The sequence below is a fragment of the Ottowia oryzae genome, assembly GCF_003008535.1.
Classification (GTDB): domain Bacteria; phylum Pseudomonadota; class Gammaproteobacteria; order Burkholderiales; family Burkholderiaceae_C; genus Ottowia; species Ottowia oryzae.
In genome coordinates this window covers 3,171,739-3,192,468 of the sequence record NZ_CP027666.1, presented here as the reverse complement: position 1 = coordinate 3,192,468, position 20,730 = coordinate 3,171,739, and the positions used below count along the sequence as shown (strand labels likewise).

At 68.9% G+C, this 20,730-nt stretch carries 16 protein-coding genes and 1 tRNA gene; 6 read left to right on the top strand and 11 right to left on the bottom strand.

Going from position 1 to position 20,730, the window contains the following annotated elements:
- The first annotated feature begins 242 nt into the window (after nt 1-242).
- The 4 genes from C6570_RS14520 (at nt 243) to C6570_RS14505 (ending at nt 6,879) form a co-directional block, all read left to right on the top strand.
- The gene (locus C6570_RS14520) at nt 243-2,090 is read left to right on the top strand and encodes a potassium transporter Kup (protein WP_106703853.1); all 1,848 of its coding nucleotides are present in this window, start codon (nt 243-245) and stop codon (nt 2,088-2,090) included.
- Between the two features lie 112 nt (nt 2,091-2,202).
- Nucleotides 2,203-3,447 (top strand): efflux RND transporter periplasmic adaptor subunit, encoded by a 1,245-nt coding sequence (locus C6570_RS14515; protein ID WP_106703852.1) that lies wholly within the window; start codon nt 2,203-2,205, stop codon nt 3,445-3,447.
- A gap of 12 nt (nt 3,448-3,459) precedes the next feature.
- Nucleotides 3,460-6,672 carry an efflux RND transporter permease subunit gene (locus C6570_RS14510; protein ID WP_106703851.1) on the top strand — a complete coding sequence of 1,071 codons (3,213 nt, stop codon included), beginning with the start codon at nt 3,460-3,462 and terminating at the stop codon, nt 6,670-6,672.
- 120 nt (nt 6,673-6,792) lie between these two features.
- A tRNA-Leu gene (locus tag C6570_RS14505) sits at nt 6,793-6,879 on the top strand.
- 153 nt (nt 6,880-7,032) lie between these two features.
- Here C6570_RS14505 and C6570_RS14500 read toward each other — a convergent pair.
- From C6570_RS14500 to C6570_RS14465, 8 genes are all read right to left on the bottom strand, one after another.
- Nucleotides 7,033-8,439 (bottom strand): molybdopterin molybdotransferase MoeA, encoded by a 1,407-nt coding sequence (locus C6570_RS14500; protein WP_106704725.1) that lies wholly within the window; start codon nt 8,437-8,439, stop codon nt 7,033-7,035.
- Between the two features lie 91 nt (nt 8,440-8,530).
- On the bottom strand, nt 8,531-9,061 hold the full coding sequence (locus C6570_RS14495; protein ID WP_245896207.1) for a GNAT family N-acetyltransferase: 531 nt from the start codon (nt 9,059-9,061) through the stop codon (nt 8,531-8,533).
- A gap of 5 nt (nt 9,062-9,066) precedes the next feature.
- A complete protein-coding gene (gene mobA / locus C6570_RS14490) occupies nt 9,067-9,771 on the bottom strand; it encodes a molybdenum cofactor guanylyltransferase MobA (protein ID WP_211297606.1) in 705 nt (234 codons plus the stop codon).
- A gap of 255 nt (nt 9,772-10,026) precedes the next feature.
- Entirely contained in the window at nt 10,027-10,917 is an 891-nt protein-coding gene (locus C6570_RS14485) for an META and DUF4377 domain-containing protein (RefSeq protein ID WP_106703849.1), read from the bottom strand.
- A 224-nt stretch (nt 10,918-11,141) separates the two neighbouring features.
- Entirely contained in the window at nt 11,142-12,278 is a 1,137-nt protein-coding gene (locus C6570_RS14480) for a pirin family protein (RefSeq protein ID WP_106703848.1), read from the bottom strand.
- Between the two features lie 112 nt (nt 12,279-12,390).
- A complete protein-coding gene (gene moaA, locus C6570_RS14475) occupies nt 12,391-13,527 on the bottom strand; it encodes a GTP 3',8-cyclase MoaA (protein ID WP_106704723.1) in 1,137 nt (378 codons plus the stop codon).
- A gap of 143 nt (nt 13,528-13,670) precedes the next feature.
- The gene (locus C6570_RS14470; protein ID WP_106703847.1) at nt 13,671-14,939 is read right to left on the bottom strand and encodes an IPTL-CTERM sorting domain-containing protein; all 1,269 of its coding nucleotides are present in this window, start codon (nt 14,937-14,939) and stop codon (nt 13,671-13,673) included.
- Nucleotides 14,940-15,272: 333 nt separating this feature from the next.
- Nucleotides 15,273-16,037 carry an SDR family oxidoreductase gene (locus C6570_RS14465; protein ID WP_106703846.1) on the bottom strand — a complete coding sequence of 255 codons (765 nt, stop codon included), beginning with the start codon at nt 16,035-16,037 and terminating at the stop codon, nt 15,273-15,275.
- 141 nt (nt 16,038-16,178) lie between these two features.
- On the opposite strand from C6570_RS14465, the gene C6570_RS14460 reads away from it, so the two are divergent.
- Nucleotides 16,179-16,886, top strand: coding sequence for a DUF937 domain-containing protein (locus tag C6570_RS14460; protein WP_106703845.1), 708 nt, complete (start codon nt 16,179-16,181; stop codon nt 16,884-16,886).
- A 75-nt stretch (nt 16,887-16,961) separates the two neighbouring features.
- On the top strand, nt 16,962-17,468 hold the full coding sequence (locus C6570_RS14455) for an acyl-CoA thioesterase (protein ID WP_106703844.1): 507 nt from the start codon (nt 16,962-16,964) through the stop codon (nt 17,466-17,468).
- Between the two features lie 128 nt (nt 17,469-17,596).
- Here C6570_RS14455 and C6570_RS14450 read toward each other — a convergent pair whose 3' ends face one another.
- The 3 genes from C6570_RS14450 to C6570_RS14440 form a co-directional block, all read right to left on the bottom strand.
- On the bottom strand, nt 17,597-19,030 hold the full coding sequence (locus tag C6570_RS14450; protein WP_106703843.1) for an aldehyde dehydrogenase family protein: 1,434 nt from the start codon (nt 19,028-19,030) through the stop codon (nt 17,597-17,599).
- Between the two features lie 123 nt (nt 19,031-19,153).
- A complete protein-coding gene (locus C6570_RS14445; RefSeq protein WP_106704722.1) occupies nt 19,154-19,702 on the bottom strand; it encodes an Mpo1 family 2-hydroxy fatty acid dioxygenase in 549 nt (182 codons plus the stop codon).
- 51 nt (nt 19,703-19,753) lie between these two features.
- A complete protein-coding gene (locus tag C6570_RS14440; RefSeq protein WP_123812273.1) occupies nt 19,754-20,590 on the bottom strand; it encodes a hypothetical protein in 837 nt (278 codons plus the stop codon).
- Between the last annotated feature and the right edge of the window lie 140 nt (nt 20,591-20,730).

The window sequence follows — 20,730 nt, the reverse complement described above, 5'->3', positions numbered from 1 at the left end:
CCAACGCTTCGCCACCGGGGCCGCGCGACGCTCGCTGCGTGAAGGCGGTGTTTGGAGGCGCGGAGCGAAATAGCTGGACGCTGGCGAGTGGCAGCCGCCAACAGTGCGCACAGCTGCCAGGAACAGGACTAAGCTGCGCGCCATCCTCACAACCCTTGGTGGCCTGGATGCCAGCAGACAAGCTTTTGCCCTCGGCCTCGCCCGCGCACTCAGCGCATGCCGGGCGCCAGGGGCCCACCCTCATGCTGGCGGCGCTGGGGGTGGTGTTTGGCGACATCGGCACGTCGCCGCTCTATGCCTTCAAGGAGACGCTGAACCCCGCGCACGGCGTGGCTTTTGAGCCATCGGCCGTCCTGGGGCTGCTGTCGCTGATCGTCTGGGGGCTGATGCTGGTCGTCACCCTCAAATACGTGGTGTTCGTGCTGCGCGCCGACTACGACGGCGAGGGCGGCATCCTGGCGCTGCAGGCGCTGGCGCGGCAGGCCGTGCAGCGCATGCATGGGCCGCGCTGGATACTGGCGGCCGTGTTCTGGCTGGGCTTGGTCGGCGCGGCCATGTTCTATGGCGACAGCCTCATCACGCCGGCTATCTCGGTGCTGTCGGCGGTGGAAGGGCTGGAGGTGCAGGCCCCGGCGCTGCAGCGGGTGGTGGTGCCGATCACGCTGGCGATTCTGGTGGTGCTGTTTGCCGTGCAGTACCGCGGCACCAGCGTCATGGGCCGCGTTTTTGGCCCGGTGATGCTGCTGTGGTTCACCGTGATCGGCGTGGCCGGGCTGTGGCAGGTGCTGCAGAACCCGCAGGTCCTGGCCGCGCTGGACCCCACCCATGCCATCGGTTTCTTGCTGACGCACCCAGCGCAGTCGCTGGCGGTGCTGGGCGCGGTGTTTCTGGCCTTTACCGGCGGCGAAGCGCTGTACGCCGACATGGGGCACTTTGGCGCGCGGCCCATTCGCCTGGCTTGGCTGTTCATCGCGCTGCCGGGGCTGGTGCTGAACTATTTTGGCCAAGGCGCGCTGGTGCTTCGCGACCCTGCGGCGGTAGACAACCCTTTCTACCGCGTCTTCCCCTCGTGGGCCGTGCTGCCCATGGTGGTGCTGGCGGCAGCGGCCACGGTGATCGCGTCGCAGGCGGTGATCTCGGGGGCGTTTTCGCTCACGGCCCAGGCCATGCGGATGAGCTATCTGCCCCGCGCGCGCATCGTGCACACCTCGGGGGATGCCATTGGCCAGATCTACATTCCGGCCGTCAACTGGCTGCTGATGACCGGGGTGCTGTTGCTGGTGCTGGGCTTCAAGAGTTCGGAAGCGCTTTCGGCGGCCTACGGCATCGCGGTGTCCATCACCATGGTCACCACCACCTTGCTGGCGGGCGTGGTCGCGTGGGGGCTCTGGCGCGTGAACCGGTGGCTGGTGGCGGTGGGCGTTGGCGTGTTCGCGGCGATCGATCTGACCTTTGTGGTGGCCAACAGCCTGAAGATCGCTGACGGTGGCTGGCTGACCCTGATGGTGGCTGCCGGCGCCATGCTGGTCTTCACCACCTGGTACAAGGGCCGCGCGCTGGGCATGGCGGCGCAGGCCCAGCAGATGGTGCCGCTGGCGCCGTTTGTGGAATCGCTGGCGTTGGACATGCCCCACCGCGTGCGTGGCACGGCGGTGTTCCTCACGCCCGAAGCGCAGGTGGTGCCGCACGCGTTGCTGCACAACCTGGCGCACAACCAGGTGCTGCACGACCAGGTGATCGTGCTGGCGCTGCAAAGTGCCGACACGCCCCGCGTGCCCGCGCGCGACCGGCTGACCGCGCAGGACATGGGCCACGGCATCTGGGCCGTTACGGCGCGCTACGGCTTCATGGAAGAGCGCAATGTGCCCGAGCTGGTGCGCATGCTGGCCTACCAAAAGGGCCTGGCGATCGATTCGATGAGCACGTCTTACTTCACCTCGCGCGCCTCGGTGGGGCGCCGGCGCCTGCCGGGCATGAACCGGCTGCGCCAGGCGCTGTTTGGCTGGCTGCAGCGCAACGGCGCGCGCGCTTCCGACTATTTCCATTTGCCCGAAAACCGGCTGGTGGAGATGGGCCAGCGCCTGTGGTGATGCCCCGCGCAAGGTCTGCCGGGTGGCATTGACACTGCTCAAGCCATCGCCTAGATTACTAACCGCGCGGTCATTAACGGTCGCGCTTCTTTTTTCACTCGTCGCGACACCCATGGCCGCTGCTTCTTTCTCGCCCGCACCGTGGCGCCGCTCTGGCGCGGCCCTGTGGCTTGTTTCCTGGTTGGGCGTTGCCCTGTTGGCGGGCTGCAGCCGGCAGCCGCCGGCGCAAGAGCCGGTGCGCGCCGTCAAGCTGGTCACGGTGGCTGAAAGCGGCCTGGGCCGCATGCACGACTACGCGGCCGACGTGCGCGCACGGGTCGAATCGCGCCTGGGCTTTCGCGTGGCCGGCAAGATCACCCGCCGCGCGGTAGAGCCCGGCCAGCACGTGCGCAAAGGGCAGCTGCTGGCGCAGCTGGACCCGAGCGACTACCAGCTGGCCGCGCAGGCCGCGCGCGCCCAGGTGTCGGCCGCCGTCACCCAGCGCGATCTGGCCGCGGCCGATCTGAAGCGCTACCAGGGCCTGCGCGACCAGGGCTTTGTCAGCGCGGCCGAGATCGAGCGCCGCACCGCCCAGCTTAATTCGGCTCAGGCCCAGCTGGCGCAGGCGCAGGCGCAGCTCAGCAACCAGGGCAACCAGGCCGCCTACACGCAGCTGCTGGCCGATGTCGACGGCGTGGTGACGGGGGTGGACGCCGAGGTGGACCAGGTCGTCAGCGCCGGTGCACCCGTGGTGCGCGTGGCGCAAGACGGCCCGCGCGACGTGGTGTTCGCCGTGCCCGAAGACCGCCTGAACGAAGTGCGCCCCGGCCAGCTGGTGGACGTGGTGCGCTGGGGCAGCGACCAGCGCTTTGCCGGCACGGTGCGCGAAGTGGCGGCCAGCGCCGACCCGGTCACGCGCACCTACACCGTGAAACTCACGCTGACGGGCGAAGCCCCGCCGCTGGGCGCCACGGTGACGGCCACGCCGCGCCCCGCTGGTGCAGGCGCCCAGGCGGCCAGCGCCATCAAGCTGCCCACCAGCGCGATCTTTCAGCAAGGCCAGGGCAGCGCCGTGTGGGTGTTCGACCCCGGCAGCAGCACCGTGAAGGCGCAGGCCGTGCAAGTGGCCACGGTGGACGGCAACGACGTGGTGATCGCCAGCGGCCTGAAGCCCGGCATGCAGGTGGTGGCCACTGGCGCCCACGTGCTGGCGCCGGGGCAGAAGGTATCGGTTTACAAGCCAAATCGGGCTTCAGCGCAGGATGCATCAGCGCCGGCAGCTGCGAAAAATGTAGCAAACGGCGCCAGCGCTGCGCCGGGCACTCCCGCGGCATCCGCCACCGTTGCGGCACCAGCGGCAGCCGCTGCGTCGCGCTGAAGGGGCCCGCGCATGTCCACCACAGACCACTCGGCGCCACCGGCGCCCCAGCCCACTGCTCGCTTCAACATCTCGCGCTGGGCGCTGGAGCACTCGGCGCTTACCCGCTACCTGATGATCGTGCTGATGCTGCTGGGCGTGGCGGCGTACTTTCAGCTGGGGCAGGACGAAGACCCGCCCTTCACCTTCCGCGTGATGGTGGTGCGCACCTACTGGCCCGGCGCCACCGCGCGCCAGGTGGCCGACCAGGTCACCGACAAGATCGAGCGCACGCTTCAGGAAGTGCCCTACGCCGACAAGATCCGCAGCTACAGCAAGCCGGGCGAATCGCAGATCATCTTCCAGATCAAGGATTCGTCGCCGCCCAAGGAAGTGGCGGGCGTCTGGTACACGGTGCGCAAGAAGGTGGGCGACATGCGCAGCACCTTGCCGCAGGGCGTGGCGGGGCCGTTCTTCAACGACGACTTTGGCGACGTGTACGGCGTGATCTACACGCTGACTTCCGACGGCTTCACCCAGGCCGAGCTGAAGGACTTTGCCGACGACGTGCGCCAGCAGCTGCTGCGCGTGAAAGACGTGGCCAAGGTTGAGCTGTTTGGCGTGCAGGACGAAAAGATCTACGTCGAAATCTCGCAAAAGCGCCTGGCGCAGCTGGGCCTGGACATGAACGCCGTACTGGCGCAGCTGGGCGCGCAGAACGCGGTCGAATCGGCCGGCGCCGTGCAAACGCCGCTGGACGTGGTGCAGGTGCGCGTGGCCGGGCAGTTCAACAACGTCGAGCAGCTGCGCGAGATGCCGATCCGCGGGCCCTCTGGTGCGCAGCTGCGCCTGGGCGACATCGCCGAGGTGTCGCGCGGCTACGTCGATCCGCCGCAGGTGAAGGTGCGCCACGACGGGCACGAGGCGATTGCCATCGGCGTGTCCATGGCCAAGGGCGGCGACATCATTGCGCTGGGCAAGGCGCTGAAGGCCACCACACAGAAGATCGAGTCGCAACTGCCGCTGGGCGTGGACCTGCGCCAGGTGCAGGACCAGCCGCGCGCCGTAGCCGATTCGGTGAACGAATTCGTCAAGGTGCTGATCGAGGCGGTGGTCATCGTGCTGGCCGTGAGCTTTCTGGCGCTGGGCCTGCACAAGCGCGCGGGCCAGCACCCCTGGTGGCGCCGCTGGACGCTGGACGTGCGCCCCGGCCTGGTGGTGGGCATCACCATTCCGCTGGTGCTGGCCGTCACCTTTCTGGCCATGCAGTACTGGGGCATTGGGCTGCACAAGATCTCGCTGGGCTCGCTGATCATTGCGCTGGGCCTGCTGGTGGACGACGCGATCATTGCGGTGGAAATGATGGTGCGCAAGATGGAAGAGGGCTACGACAAGTTTCGCGCCGCCACCTTCGCGTACGAGATCACCGCCATCCCGATGCTGACCGGCACGCTGATCACGGCGGTGGGCTTTCTGCCCATCGGCATCGCCAAGTCGATGACGGGCGAATACACCTTTGCCATCTTCGCCGTCACGGTGATCGCGCTGCTGGTCAGCTGGCTGGCGTCGGTGTACTTCGTGCCGTACCTGGGCGCCTGGCTGCTGCGGGTGCCGCCGCACGTGGCCGCCGCGCGCGCGCAGGCGCTGAACAGCGGGCAGCCCGTGCACGAAGAGCCGCACGAGATGTTTGACAGCGCCTTCTACAACCGCTTTCGCGCCATGGTGACCTGGTGCGTGGCGCACCGCTGGGTGACCATCGGCGCCACGGTGGCGCTGTTTGCGCTGGGCATCCTGGGCATGGGCAAGGTGCAGCAGCAGTTCTTCCCCGATTCCAGCCGGCCTGAAATCATGGTCGATCTGTGGTCGCCCGAAGGCACCTCGTTTGCCGCCAACGAAGACGTGGCCAAGCGCGTGGAAAAGCGCCTGCTGGCCGAGCCGGGCGTGGTGGGCGTCACGCAGTGGGTGGGCTCGGGCGTGCCGCGCTTTTACCTGCCGCTGGACCAGGTCTTTCCGCAGACCAACGTGTCGCAGTTGATCGTGCAGCCCAAAGACCTGGCCGAGCGCAACCGCCTGCGGCTGGCGCTGCCTGAGCTGCTGGCCACCGAATTCCCCGAAGTGCGTGGCCGCGTCAAGCTGCTGCCCAACGGCCCGCCCGTGGCCTACCCGGTGCAGTTTCGCGTGATCGGGCCCGACCCAACGCACCTGCGCACCCTGGCCGACGAGGTCAAGACGGCCATGCGCGAGAGCCCCAACACGCGCGGCGTGAACGACAACTGGAACGAATCGGTGAAATCGGTGCGGCTGGAAATCGACCAGGACAAGGCGCGCGCCCTGCAGGTCACCAGCCAGTCGATCGCGCAGGCCAACCGCATGTTGCTGAGCGGCACCACCATCGGCCAGTACCGCGAGGGCGACCGCCTGATCGACATCGTGCTGCGCCAGCCCAAGGCCGAGCGCGACACGTTGAGCGACCTGGCCAACGCCTACGTGACCACCGCCAGCGGCAAGGCCATTCCGCTCACGCAGATCGCCAAGCCCGTCTTTGCGTGGGAGCCCGGCGTGCTGTGGCGCGAAAACCGCGACTACGCCATCACCGTGCAGGGCGACGTGGTCGAAGGCCTGCAAGGCGCCACCGTCACCAACGAGCTGCTGCCGCAGCTGCGCGCGCTGGAGGCGCAATGGGCCCAGCAGGGCGACAGCGCCTACCGCATTGAAGTGGCGGGTGCGGTCGAGGAAAGCAGCAAGGGATCGGCCTCCATCGCGGCGGGCATTCCCATCATGCTGTTCGTCACCTTCACGCTGCTGATGCTGCAGCTGCACAGCTTCAGCCGCGCCATGCTGGTCTTCCTGACCGGGCCGCTGGGCATCGCCGGCGTGGCGGCGGCGCTGCTGCTGCTGAACCGCCCGTTCGGCTTTGTGGCGCTGCTGGGCGTGATTGCGCTGATGGGCATGATCCAGCGCAACTCGGTCATCCTGATCGACCAGATCGAGACCGACCGCGCGCGGGGCGTGCCGGCGTGGAACGCCATCATCGAATCGGCCGTGCGGCGCCTGCGCCCCATCGTGCTGACCGCCGCTGCCGCCGTGCTGGCCATGATTCCGCTGTCGCGCAGCGTGTTCTGGGGGCCGATGGCGGTGGCCATCATGGGCGGGCTGATCGTGGCCACGGCGCTCACGCTGCTGGCCTTGCCGGCGATGTACGCCGCGTGGTTCCGCGTGAAGCCGCCCGAGCCATCGGTGGAATGACGACCACGCGCCGCATCCGCTGCTTGGATGACAAGCGCGGCGGCGGCGCAGGTTAGAATCGCCGGCTCTCTGCAGCACCTGGGCGCTTCTGGCGGCCAGGCAGCTGGCAGAGAACAGGGCGCGCGGGTGGCGAAATTGGTAGACGCACCAGGTTTAGGTCCTGACGCCAGCAATGGTGTGGGGGTTCGAGTCCCCCCCCGCGCACCAGCCCGGAACACAGCCCGATCCGGCCTTGCCCTACTTGCTTTGAAAGCCTTATGCCGCGCGGTGTAAGGCTTTTTTGCTTCCAGGGGCGTAACGATCAAAGCGGCGCAATCCTGCCGAAACCGCCATTCAGCGCGCTTCCCGCCAAGCCGGCGGCTACATCACCCCATCGAACATCATCACGCTGACGTCGTCGCCCGCGGCCACGTCGCCCTGCGCGTGCGCCAGCACGATGAGCCCGTTGGCCTGCACCATGGACGAGAGCACGCCCGAGCCTTGCTGACCGGCGGCGCGCACCGACAGGCGTCCATCCACCCGCTGCGTGACCACGCCGCGCTGGTACTCGGTGCGGCCGGGCTTCTTGCGCAGCGCACTTTCGCTGGCGGCGCGCAGCAGCACGGGCGGCGTGGCGCGCGCACCCATCATGCGCAGCAGCGTGGGGCGCACCAGGGTGATGAAGGTGACCATCGTCGCCACCGGGTTGCCCGGCAGGCCGAAGAGGACGGCCGTGCCTGCGTCGGCGTGATGTTTGCTATCGGTTGAATAGCTGCTGGCGCCCGTCCCACCTGCGCTGGCGGTCGATTCGTTACTGAATGCGCTGCTGGATGCAGCGTGTTCCAAAGGCGCGCGGCGGATTCGCCCCACGGCCATCGGGCGGCCGGGGCGCTGCGCCAGGCCCCAGAAAACCACGTCGCCCAGGCTGCGCATCACCGCCTTGGTGTGGTCGGCCTCGCCGGTGCTCACACCGCCGCTGGTGATGATGGCGTCGGCCCGGGCAGCGGCCGTGCGAAAGGCAGCGGCCAGGCGCTCAGGGTTGTCGGGCACCACGCCCAGGTCGATCACCTCGCAGCCCAGGCGCGCCAACAGCGCGGTGACGGTGTAGCGGTTGCTGTCGTACACGGCGCCTTCGCGCGGGGCGTCGCCGGGGCTCAGGATTTCGTCGCCGGTAGAGAAATACGCCACGCGCAGGCGGCGCAGCACGCGCACCTCGGTAAAGCCCAGACTGGCCAGCAAACCAATGGCGGCAGGCGCCAGCAGCTCTGCTTTTTGTAGTGCCGGCTGACCGGCCAGCAGGTCTTCGCCGCGCAGGCGCCGGTTGTCGCCGGGGCGCACAGCGCCGGGCGCGATGTGGATTTGCTCGCCGCCTTCAGGGCCCGCTTCTTGGCGCACATGCTCGTGCGGCACCACGGTGTCCAGCCCTTCGGGCATGACGGCGCCGGTGGTGATCTTCACGCACTCGCCGGGCGCCACCGCGCCGCGCCACGCGGCGCCCGCCAGGGCGGTGCCGACCACGCGCAGCGCCAGCGGCTGGCCGGGGGCCAACTCGGCGCCGCGAAACGCGAAGCCGTCCATGGCCGAATTGTCGTGCGGCGGCACGCTGATGGGCGAGACCACGTCGTCAGCCAGCACGCGGCCCAACGCCTGCGCCAGCGGCACGTTGACAGCGTGGGTAACGGGCTGCGTTAGGGTTTGCAGAAAGGCCAGCGCCGTGTCGACGTGCAGGGCCTGGGCGTCGTAGCCCGGCAGCGCGGCGGCGATGTGGGCCAGGGAAGTGTCAGTCATTTCGTGCAAGGGGCGGTGCAGTTCGGCACCAACCCATTTGAATAAAAACGGGCGCTGGCGCAGGTGCAGCCAGCGCCGCCAGCTATCCAATTCATAGTGTCCTGGCCATCAAGGCTTTGTCGTAATAGGTGTCGCCGATCTTCAGGGCCTTGGCCAGCAGGCCGTAGCGCTGAAAGCCCGCCTGCTCATACAGGCGCACGGCGGCCAGGTTGCTGGCGGTGACGCTCAGCACGATTTGCTCCAGCCCCGGCAGCTGGCGCGCCAGGGTGTCGAACGCCGCCAGCAGCGCGCGGCCCACGCCCTGACCACGCGCGTGCGGCGCCACCACCATGCCCAGCAGCGAAGCCTGGTGGCGCACCTTGCGGCGCGCTTCGCGTTCGCAGACCACGGCGCCGATCAGCTCGGGCGGCGCATCGCCCACGGGCGCGGCGAAAGCGCCCAGCGTGAAATGGTCTTGCGGCGGCTGGCCCAGGCGCGTGCCGTAGGCGGACGCGGGCTGGGCGTGCGTGGTTTCGTAGTCCGACGTGAACGCCTGCGGGTCGTGCAGCAAGCCGGTGTCGCGCAGCACCTTGTAGGCGGGCAGATCGGCGGTTTGCAGCAGGCGAAGGGTGGGCGCGGACATGGGGCTCATGGCTGGGCAGGCGGGGTGGCGGGCGCCATCAGGCCCTCCAGCCGGTGCAGCTCGTCCAGGGTGTTGGCGTTGGCAAAGGCCAGCGGGTCGTCGCCCGGCGCGTCAAAAGGCACGACGGCGGTGCGGTGCCGGGCGGCCCAGGCGCCGATCTTGCGGCCGCCCTCGTGCACGTAGGCGGCCAGGTCGGCGTGCAGCGCGGTGCGCAGCAGGCAGAACACGGGTTGGCGGCGCAGCGGCGCGGGGCCATCGTCGCTTTGGCCAGCCTCGTGCTCGGGCGCCGCGGCGATGGCGATATCGGCCTGCTGCGCTTGTGCAGCCTGCACTAGGCGCTCACAAAGTGAGAGCGGGAACAGCGGCACGTCGCACGGCACGGTCAGCAGCCAGGGCGTGTCGGCTTGCGCCAGACCGGCCAGAAAACCGGCCAGCGGGCCGGCAAAGGCGGGCAGGTGGGGCGGGTCGGTCAGCACGGGCGCGCCCAGGGCGGCGTAGTCGTTCAGGTGGCGGTTGGCGCTGATCGCCACGTGCGCGGGCGCCAGGGTTTGCGCGCGCAGCCGCTGCAGCGCGTTTTGCGCCAGCGGCGTGCCGCGAAAGGCTTGCAGCCCTTTGTCGGCACCGCCCATGCGGCTGCCGCGGCCACCGGCCAGCAGCACCGCACTGATGGCGTGGGCAGGGAGCAGGTCGCGCGCGTGGGAAATAGGCATCTGCCGGTTATAGCCGCACTGGCGCGTGGCTGGGCGGCGAGGGCGCCGCGCCAGCGCTGGGGCGTGCGCTGGATCAAGGGCGAGCGCGGTGCTGAAACGGCGGCCTAGCCGCACGCCCGTAACCCTGGCACGCGGTTGACCAGGGCCTTGCATCAAAAAGTGTAGCTGCTTGCGCAGTACCAGCGGGCGCTAGCGGCTGATAGGTCTTTCAAGCCGCGCTGCGCAGAAAAACGCCGCGCGACGCCCCGGCTTCGCTTACTGCGTCAGCTCGCTTTCGACCACCATGTCCAGCACATAGGCGTGGCTGGGCGCGTCGGCGGGCAGTTGGCCATTGCGGGCCAGCGAATAGCGGTTCACGCGCAGGATGTTGCGCGTGCCTTCGCGGTGCTCGTAGCCTTCGATGCTGCCCTGGAAGATGCGCCATTCGCCTTCGCCGGTCTTGACGCCGTTTTCGCCATAGCGCACGTCGCGCACGCGCAGGCAGGTGGCGTTGGGCATCAGCGGGTGGTTGCAGGCCACCTTGAGCGGTGCCACTTCCAGAAAGAGGCGCTCGCCCGCGCTGCCGTAGCGCGTTTCGGGCGTGGGATGGCCGACCAGGTCCCATTCGCTGCCGTCGGCAAAGCGCAGCAGCAGCTGGGGTGCGTCGGGTGCGCCGCTGGCGTGGGCGGCCTGCACGGTGGGCAACAGGCTCAGCACGCGGCTTTCCAGTGCCATCAGGCCCAGTTCGGCACAGGCGCGCAGCGTGGCCGTGGGGCGCGTCATGCGCATTTGGGTGCCGTCCAGTTCGTAGCCCGCGCTGGCGAGGTTGCACAGGTGGTGCACGGCCACGCGGCCATCCTTGAAGGACAGGCGCAGGGGCGGGCGATCGCCCACGCGCCAGCGCGCATCGTTCTGGCCGCGGCCGTCGCGCGCGGCGGTCAGCTCCCATTCGTAAGCAGGCAGAACGCGCGCGGCGCTGAGCGCGACGGCCTGGGGGCTGGGCTGGGCGGGCGGCGTGGTCACGTGGGTGGTCGAGATGCTGGTGGTGGCCGGGCTGGCGCCGCCATTGGCGGTGGGCGCGGTGGCGGACTGGCCGCAGGCGGCCAGCAGGCCGACGCAGGCCACCAGAGGGGTCAGGCGGGCAGCCAGGCGATGGGTGGGGTTCATGGGGCGGGGTCCTTCTGATGGCTGAGCGGGCAGCGACCGGGCAACCCTAACGGATGGCGCGCCGCGCGTCTGTCCGCCATGTTTGACAGTTGGGTGGGCGGGCGTGCGCGCGGATCGAACGGAAGCGAGTAAATGCGCGGATGGCTATGGCTTCTGCGCGCGCTGCCCGCAGCCCCAGCCCTGTCCGCGCCTGGCCGATGACACGCGCGAATCCTGGCTGGGCGTCAGCCCGCAGCGCCGACACCCGGCGTGGCGGTGGCCGCATCGCTCGGCCGCTCGATGCGCCCATCGGGGTGCTGCGCAAAGCGGCCTGACACGCCGTGCGTGTGCGCCGCCGTCGGCCAGGGCCAGCCGCCGAATTCGGTGCGCTGGTAGTCGCGGATGGCTTGCACCAGTTCCGCCTCGCTGTTCATCACGAAAGGCCCGCGCGCGGCCACCGGCTCGGCGATCGGGCGGCCTTGCAGCACCAGCACCTCGATGGGGTCGGCGCCGGGGTTGTGTAGGGGTGCAGGCTGGTCGGGCCGCACTTCGACCATCACCGGCTGGTCAAAGCCCACGCCGCCCACGGCCAGGCTGCGACCGGTGGTCAGGTACAGCGCGCGGCGGGCCTGGGCGCTGGCGGGCGGCAGGGTCAGGCGGGCACCCGCGGGCAGGCGCACGATCCAGATCGCCACATCGGCGCCGGGCTCGCTGGCCCATGAATCGGCGGGCGGGCGCAGGGCGCGCACGGTGGGCGGCGGGGCGGCATCGGCGCCGTTGGCACCATCGACGTTGGGCAGCGGCTGGTAGTCGCCCGCGATCACTTCCACATCCACCTGCCGGCCCTGGGCATCGGTTTGCACGAAATGCGGGATGTCGCTGGCCCAGAACATGGTGAAGTCGGGCGGGGCCATCTTGCGCTTGGCCGGCAGGTTCAGCCACAGCTGAAACAGATCGAGCGTGTTGGCCTGGTCTTGATGCACCAGGGGAAACATCTCGCCATGCTGCACGCCGCTGCCGGTGGTCAGCCATTGCACGTCGCCCTCGCCATACCGGGCGGTGGCGCCCAGCGAGTCGGCATGGTCCACCAGGCCCTGGCGCACGATGGTGACGGTTTCAAACCCACGGTGCGGGTGCGCGGGAAAGCCGGGCACGCTGTCGCCGTGGTACATGCTCCAGCCATCCTGGCGGCTGAAATCCATGCCGATCTCGCGCCCCTGCAACAGCGCGGCATCCGGGCCCAGCTGACCGTTGCCGGCGGGGTAGCTGTCCTGGTGGTAGACACCAAAGATGAACGGGTCGATGCCCGGCAGCTGGTGGGTGATGCGCTGCGCGCCAACGATGAGCTCGGGCGGGGCTGCGGGGGCGGTGGGTGCGGTCATGGGCGGCCTTTCAAAGGGCCGGCGCGAGTGCGCCTGGCAAGCCCCGTAGATGGGGGCGCGGATGTGGGTTCGCAAGCCGCAGCGCCACGGCGTGCGCGGGGCCGCAACGGCGTCAGCCGCCGATGTAGCTCATCTCGACGCGGCGCGCGGCGCTGCCGCTGGCGTCCGCAGGCAGGCTGGCGCGCAGTTCGCTGTAGCGGTCGCTGCGGCCTTGCCAGATGGCGGCCAGCGCGGCGTCGATCGCCGCGTCGTCGGCCCCATCGCGCAGCAGCGTGCGCAGGTCGTAGCCCTGGCTGGCGAACAGGCACAGGAACAGCTTGCCTTCCATCGACAGGCGGGCGCGGTTGCAGTCGCCGCAGAAAGCGTGCGTCACGCTGCTGATGAAGCCCACTTCGCCCAGCGCCGGGTCGTGCAGGCCGTCAGCGCCCGCGTAGCCCCAGCGCTGCGCGGTCTCGCCCACCTGGCTGGCGGGCAGCGGCACCATGGCGAATTCGCTCCGAAGCCGTTCCAGCACCTGGTCAGACGGCATGACTTCTTGCATGCGCCAGCCGTTGGTGGCCCCCACGTCCATGAATTCGATGAAGCGCAGCACGATGCCGGTGCCGCGAAAATGCCGCGCCATGGGCACGATCTGGTCGTCGTTGGTGCCGCGCTTGACCACCATGTTCACCTTGATCGGCCCCAGCCCGGCAGCGCGGGCGGCATCAATGCCCGCCAGCACGCTGGCCACGGGGAAGTCCACGTCGTTCATGCTGCGAAAGGTGACGTCGTCCAGCCCGTCCAGGCTGACGGTGACGCGCTGCAGCCCGGCGGCCTTCAAGGCGGCCGCCTTGCGCGCCAGCAGCGAACCGTTGGTGGTCAGCGTGATGTCCAGCGGCTGGCCTTCGGGTGTGCGCAGGGCAGCGAGCTGTTCCACCAGCGCTTCCATGCCCTTGCGCAACAGGGGCTCGCCACCCGTCAGACGCAGCTTGCGAACGCCATGCGCCACAAAACGCGACGCCAGGCGCGTGATTTCTTCAAACGAGAGCAGGGCGCTGTGCGGCAGGTAGTGGTAGTTGCTGTCGAAAACTTCCTTGGGCATGCAGTAACTGCAGCGGAAGTTGCAACGGTCGGTGATGCTGATGCGCAAATCGCGCAGCGGCCGGCCACGCGCGTCCACCAAGACGCCACTGGGCACGGCACCGGCGGAGAAAGGCACAGCCAGCGCTGCCGTGCGGTGATCGACCAAGGGAATGACGCGTTCGCCCATGGTCTCAATTATCGGCTGCGGCGGGCGGTGGCGTTGGATGCCTGCGGCAAGGGCCCAGGCGGGCATTGCCCATTCGCCCCGAAAGCCCAAAGGTGCGCGCCCGCCCGTCGCGGCGCGCCCTGGAGATGCGGTGGGCGAAGCGCTTAGCGGTGATCCGCTGCCTGGCGCTTGCGCCAGGACAGAGCGCCTACCAGTGCGAGCGCGGCAGAAAGCAGCGCAGCCGCCCAGTGGCCCAGCGTCGGGATGGGGTCGGGGCAAGGCGTAGTCGCTGTCTGGGCTAAGGCGGTTGAAGCGCCCGCCACGTAGACCGGGTCGCCGGCGTAGCGCGCGGTCACGGTTTGCACACCGCTGGGCAGCGCGCCGGCCCACTGCGCCTGGCCGGTGGCCGGATCCACGGTGGCGGTGCCCAACGTGGCGCCGCCTTGGTCCACAAAGGTGACGGTGCCCGTTGGGGCGGCGCCCACGCCGTCGCCTGCCACGGCGGCGGTCAGCGTGGCCGGGCCGCACTGGCCGCGGTTGGCACTCAATGTGACGGTGGGGGTGCGTGAGCCCTGGATGCCGAGAAAGCGCACCTCGTGAACACCCGAGTATTGCCCGTTGGCCGCGCTGAAACCCAGCTTGAACGTGGCGGGCGGCGTCCCGTTGATGGTGCCCAATGGCAACTGCTGGATGTAGGGGACAAAGCCGCTGCCCGAATCCATCTCCACCGTCATCAACACGGCGGGAGCAGGTGTGATCGTGACCCGCACGGTGCGTGCGCCAGCGCGATCGCTGGTGGTCATGCTGGCGTTGGCGTGCGCCAGCTGCGGGTAATCGCTGGTCACCGTGCCCGCCCCGCGCACCGTGATGCCAGGGGACTGCGTGGTGGTGCAACCCACCGCACCGGCAGCACAGCCGCCGCCAAATACAGGCAACGAAAACGCGCCCCATTCGGTGAGCCCGACGCCGACGTAGCCCCCGGTCACACCCGGCGACCTGGGGGCCGTTTCGTCTGAGGATGAGTAGCCGAGCGAACCACCGCCCGCACCCGGAGCGCTGTTGGCGGTGCCGTCGAACAGGTAGAACGACAGACCGTCCGCCAGCGGGTTGCTGCTTGTGTTCGCAGGATCGCGGTAGGTGGCGTACTGGAACGTCGCCTGGATCCCATCGCTTGAAGAAAACGGTATGTTGTAGATGGCGGAGCCCTTGACGTACGGCGGGCCTGGGCGCGCTATGTCGGGCGTCAGGCGCAGCCAGCCCTGGCCATCAGGGTCAAGGTTGAGCGCGGGGCCAGCGGTCAGAGCCGCGTCGTCGTGCAGCGTCCAATTGGGTGCAGTGGTTCCCGTGAACGCTGGCGGAACCGTCACAGCCTGAGCGGAGGCGGCCGCCCACATGGCTGCAGCCGCGAGTGCCATCTGTCGAGTGGTTGTCATCGTGTCAATCCAGGTTACGGCCAGAGGTACCGGCGAAAAGACTGGCCGGCGCGGATGTGGTGGGTGCGGCTGCACGCCGCCTGTCTGTGCTGCCGCAGCCGTCAGGGCAGCAGCAGGCGCGCTGCGTCCAACGCAGGATAACGTAGCACTTGGTTTCAGTCTCCGGCTTCAAGGGCCGAAGCTGGCCGGGTGGTGCTTGATCTCGTCAAAAAAATCACGCTGCAGGCATCGCAACCTAGCGTTGGCCTGGCAGCAACCGATGCAGGCGGACAGGGGCTGAGCGATCGGCAGCGCGTGGCGTGCCATGCCACGGCGAATCGCTCTGCCTGCGCATCAGGCGCAGCGCGCCCCATCTACCTCGATGCACACCCCGCTGATGAAGGCCGCCTCGTCGCTGGCCAGGTAGAGCGCGGCGTTGGCCACGTCCAGCGCAGTGGAAAAGCGCCCCAGCGGGATGGTGGTCAGAAACTTGGCGCGGCGCGCGTCGTCCACCGGGCCGCCCGCGAACTCGGCCGACAGGCCGGTGTCGGGGTTGAACACCGGGTTGATGCAGTTCACGCGGATGTTGTCCGGCCCCAGCTCGGCGGCCATCGATTTGCTGGTGACGATCACCGCCGCCTTGCTGCCGTTGTACCAAGTCAGCCCGGGGCGGGGGCGCACGCCGGCGGTGGAGGCGATGTTGATGAAGCTGCCGCCGCCCGCGGCCTTGAGCGCAGGCACGCCGTGGATGGCGCTCCAGTAGATGCTTTTCATGTTGACGTCGTACACGCGGTCGAATTCGGCTTCGCTGACTTCGAGCATGGGGCGGTTGCGGTGCGTCCAGCCCGCGTTGTTGACGATCACATCCAGCCGGCCGCCGCCGAAATCCTGCGCGGCCTGCACCAGGCGCTGCCAATCGGCGCCCTGGGTCACGTCGGCCTGCACGAACAGTGCATTGCCGCCCGCCCCGGCGATGTCGGCCGCCACCTTTTCGCCCAGCGCCGGCTGCAGGTCGTTGACGATGACGCTCGCGCCCTCGGCCGCCAGCCGCAGTGCAATGCCCTCGCCGATGCCACCCCCGGCACCCGTGACGATGATGGACTTTCCTGGCACGCGCATGGGGCTGTCTCCTTAGGCAAAAAACGGACGGTCGTGTGAATTAGCGGGCAGTGTAGCCAGCCGAGGTGGCGCGACACGCGGCGCGCCCAGTACCATGCCGGCTTCATTGTTCCCGCCATTTCCCGGAAGGTTCCCAACGCCATGACCACACCCCTCATCGACGACCTGATGCGCCAACTGCAGGGCGCGCCCACCGGGCAGATTGCGCAGCAACTGGGCACCGACCCCAGCACCGCCTCCACCGCGATTGCGGCGGCGTTGCCGATGATTCTGGGCGCCATGGGGCGCAACACCCAAAGCGAAGGCGGCGCCGAGGCGCTGTTTTCTGCGCTGCAGCGTGACCATTCCGGTGCGGGCGCCGGCGGGCTGGACTTGGGCGGCTTGCTCGGCAGCCTGATGGGCGGCGCGGGCGGCAACGCGGGGGCTGCGGGAGCGCTGGGCAGTCTGGGTGGCCTGGGCGGATTGCTGGGCAGCGTGCTGGGTGGCGGCGCGCCCGCCAGCCGCCAGATGGATGCGGGCGGCATTCTGGGCAATATCTTCGGCAGCGCCCAGCCGCGCGCCGAATCGGGCCTGGGCCAAGTCGCGGGCATGAGCAGCAGCCAGGCAGGCAACCTGCTGAAAATCCTGGCGCCCATCGTCATGGCCTATCTGGCCAAGCAGGTCAGCACGCGCGGCATGGACGCGGGCGCCCTGGGCGGCATGCTCGGCCAGCAACACGCCGAGGTGCAGCAGCAAGGCGGCCTGGGTGGCGGTTTGATGAACGCTGTGCTCGACACCGATGGCGATGGCAAGGTGGATTTGTCCGACCTGATCCGCTTGGGCAGCGGCCTGCTGGGCGGCCGTCGCTGAGCAGCGCCCGCCTGCACGCCAACGCGCTTCCAGGCCCGGCTTGACCGGGCCTTTTTTATTGACCACCATCAAGACATGGATTCCAACCCGTCGCAGAACTACCAGCTCAGCATGACCTTGCTGATGACGCCCGATATGGCCAACTTCTCGGGCAATGTGCACGGCGGCGCCATCCTCAAGCTGCTCGACCAGGTGGCCTACGCCTGCGCCAGCCGCTACGCCGGGCGCTATGTGGTGACCTTGTCGGTCGATCAGGTCACCTTCTTGCAACCCATCCACGTGGGTGAGTTGGTCACCTTTCTGTCCAGCGTCAATTTCACTGGCCGCACGTCGATGGAAATTGGCGTGAAAGTGGTGACCGAAAACATCCGCGACCGCGTGGTTCGGCACGCCAACAGCTGCTTTTTCACCATGGTGGCGGTCGATGACGAAGGCCGGCCCGCCGACGTGCCGCCGCTTACGCCCGTCACCCCCGTGCAGCGGCGGCGCCACCACGCCGCCCAGTTGCGGCGTGAGTTGCGGCGCGAATTTGCCGCGCGGTTTGAACAGGCGCGGCTGGCGTTTCCGGGCGAAGACAGCTGACGCGCCGCGGGGGCAGGTGCGCGCGCCGCCGCACGGGCTTTGTCCGCGCCCTGAGTGCCGGATTTACGTAGTCAAATCGGCCTGCAGTGCAGGTGGCAACAGCGCCAGCAGCTATCAAAAACGTAGTATCACCCGTGGCGCGCGGCCACGGTCTTGAGCACGGTGAAGCCGTACAGCGCCTCAAAGCCCTTTTCGCGCCCGTAGCCGCTGGACTTGTAGCCGCCAAAGGGCAGCTCCACCCCGCCGCCGGCGCCGTAGTTGTTGATGAACACCTGCCCGGCCTTCACGCGCCGCGCCATCCGAAACTGCCGCGCGCCGTTTTCCGTCCACACGCCCGCCACCAGGCCGAAGGGTGTGGCGTTGGCCAGCTGCACCGCCTCATCTTCGCTCTGGAACGGCATGGCGGCCAGCACCGGGCCGAACACCTCTTCCTGCGCGATGCGGTGGTTCACCGGCACGTCGGCCAGCAGCACTGGAGCCTGGTAGAAGCCCGCCTCGGGCGCCTCGTCCACCACCTGGCCTTGCGCCACCTGCTTGATGCCTGCCGCCTGCGCGTCGCTCAAAAAATCCCACACGCGCTGCTGCTGCGTCTGGCGGATCAGCGGGCCCAGGTCCAGGTCCATCGCGGCGGGGCCGACGCGCAGCTGCTCAAACGCGGCGGCCAGGCGTGCCAGAAAGCTGTCGTAAATCGGCCGCTCGATCAGCACGCGCGATCCGGCTGAGCAGGTCTGCCCGCTGTTTTGCACGATGGCGTTGATCACCACGGGCAGCGTGGCGTCCAGGTCGGCATCGGCAAAGATGATTTGCGGGCTTTTGCCACCCAGCTCCAGCGTCACGGGGCAATGCCGCTCGGCCGCCACCTGCTGGATCAGCGTGCCCACCTTGGGGCCGCCGGTGAAGCTGATGTGGTCGATGCCCGGGTGGCGCGCCAGCGCGTCGCCCACCTCGTGCCCGTAGCCGGTGACGATGTTGATCGCGCCGGGCGGAAAGCCCGCCTCGGCCGCCAGCTGCGCCACGCGGATCAGGCTCAGGCACGCGTCCTCGGCGGGCTTGACCACGCAGGCGTTGCCCGCGGCCAGTGCGCCGCCCACGCTGCGCCCGAAGATTTGCATCGGGTAGTTCCACGGAATCACGTGGCCGGTCACGCCGTGCGGCTCGCGCCAGGTCCAGACGCTGTAGCCGTTCTGGTAGGGAATGGTTTCGCCGTGCAGCTTGTCGCAGGCGCCGGCGTAGAACTCGAAATAGCGCACCAGCGCCGTGGCGTCGGCACGCGCCTGCTTGGTGGGCTTGCCGCAGTCGCGCTGCTCCAGCAGGGCCAGTTCGTCGGCGTGCGCGGCCACCTTTTCGGCCAGCGCGATCAACAGGCGCCCACGCTCTGCCGCCGACAACTGGCCCCATGCGCCTTCGTATGCAGCGCGCGCGGCCTGCACTGCCGCGTCGATGTCGCGCGCATCGCTGCGCTGGATCTCGTCAAACACCTGCCCGTCCGACGGGTCGATCACGGGCAGGATGCGCCCGGTGGGCGAGGGCACGGATTGGTTGGCGATGAAGTTCAGTTGCATCCGCGCATTGTTGCGCAGATCGCCGCCGCTGCGCTGGCGCTGCCGCTGGCGTGCGCCACGGCGGCGAATATGAACCAGAACGGCCGATGGCGCTGGTGCACAGAGCGCCGGGCGCTATTTAATCTATAGTGTTTTGGTGTCTGCCGAGGGCTGCGCAGCCACCGTGCTGCCAGAGCGCAGCGGGCCTGCGCGGGCGGTGATGGCGTCGTGCAGGGCGCGCCGCCCGCCCAGGGCGAACACCACTTCGGCCACCACGAACAGCGGGCCGATCACCAGGCCCATCAGGTCGTCGGCGAAGGCGGGTTTGCGGCCTTCCCAGAAGTGCCCCACGAACTGGATCACCCAGCCGAGCACGAACAGGCCCAGCCCGCTCCACAGCCACAGCGGCGTGCTCTGCGAAGCCAAGGGCCACGCCAGCGCCAGGCCCGCGGCCATGAGCAGCGCCATCAGCGCGCCCAGCGGGCGGTCGAGCCGCAGGTAGTACAGGGCGGTGATGGCGGTGAGGATCAGCGCCGGTGTGACCGGCACGCCAGCGTCGGCCAGCACCGGGCGCGACAGCAGCACTTGCAGGGCCAGCAAGATCATCGGAATGCCGACGAGGTGCGTGGCGATGTTGCGGCGGTCGCGGTGGTAGGTGGCGTATTGCGCCAGCTGATCGGTCAGGGTTTTCATGGCCATCTCCAGCAGGGGATGGCGCATGTTAAACGTGGGCGGGCAGCGACTTCAGGCGCGGCGCCGGCGCAGGGCCAGCGCGGTGGCGCCCGCCAGGCCAAGGGCCAGCGCCAACAGCCAGGCGGCGTTCAGCGTGGGCACCGCCTGGGGCGCTGGCGGGTTGCATTGCATGAAGGTGGGGGGCGTCATGCCGATGCCGCCCGTGGTGGTGGCCACGATGGCGTACGCCACGTCGACGCTGGTCACCGGGCGACTGGCGGGAATGGCGACGTAGACGGAGCCATTGCCAGCAAATACGCCGTTGGCGGCAGACGAGCCCGGCGCGGCGTAGTACACGGTGGGCTGGCTGGGCCATGCGCTGGGCGGCAGCGGGGCGCTGGGGTACGGCACGGCCGTGGTGATGGGGCCCGATGTGCCGTCGGCGTAGTGGGCGGTGATGGTGACCTGCTCCAGCGAGCCGCCGCTGTCGATGCTGCCGACGGCAAAGCCCATGTTGCCCACCGGCTGGCTGAAGCTGTAGCGCACCGTGGCCACGTCGCCAGGCGTTTGGATGTTGGTGCGCGCCACCACAAACCACGGCGCAGGGCTGGAGCTGTTGTCGGGCAGCGCGACCGACGAATTCTCGAACTTCAGGATGTTCGCCGGGTTGGCTGCGGCGCGCGTCACGTCCAAGCTGAAACCCACGGTGGAAGAGCTGTTGGATGCGCTGCTGGCCGGAAAGGCGAAGCTGTTTAGCGCCGAATAGTCGCCCACGGGGTAGGCCCCCGCGAAGTTGATCTGAACCGGCGCGCCCGTGCACGTGCCCACCGTTTGCGCCCAGGCGCCGGTGGTGCACAGGGCCAGCGCGGCCGTCGCGGCGCGCAAGACGTTGGAAAGTGGATAAGTCACGACGTCGCCCCTTGATCGAGTGCGGCCGGACTCAAGGCCGCCCAATCGGCGCCTGAGGTCGGCAGCTTGCGGCGTGATTTTAGAAGGGACGGTGCGTCAAGTTCGTGGCACCGTGGGGTTTTGGGCGCTGGGCGCTGTGG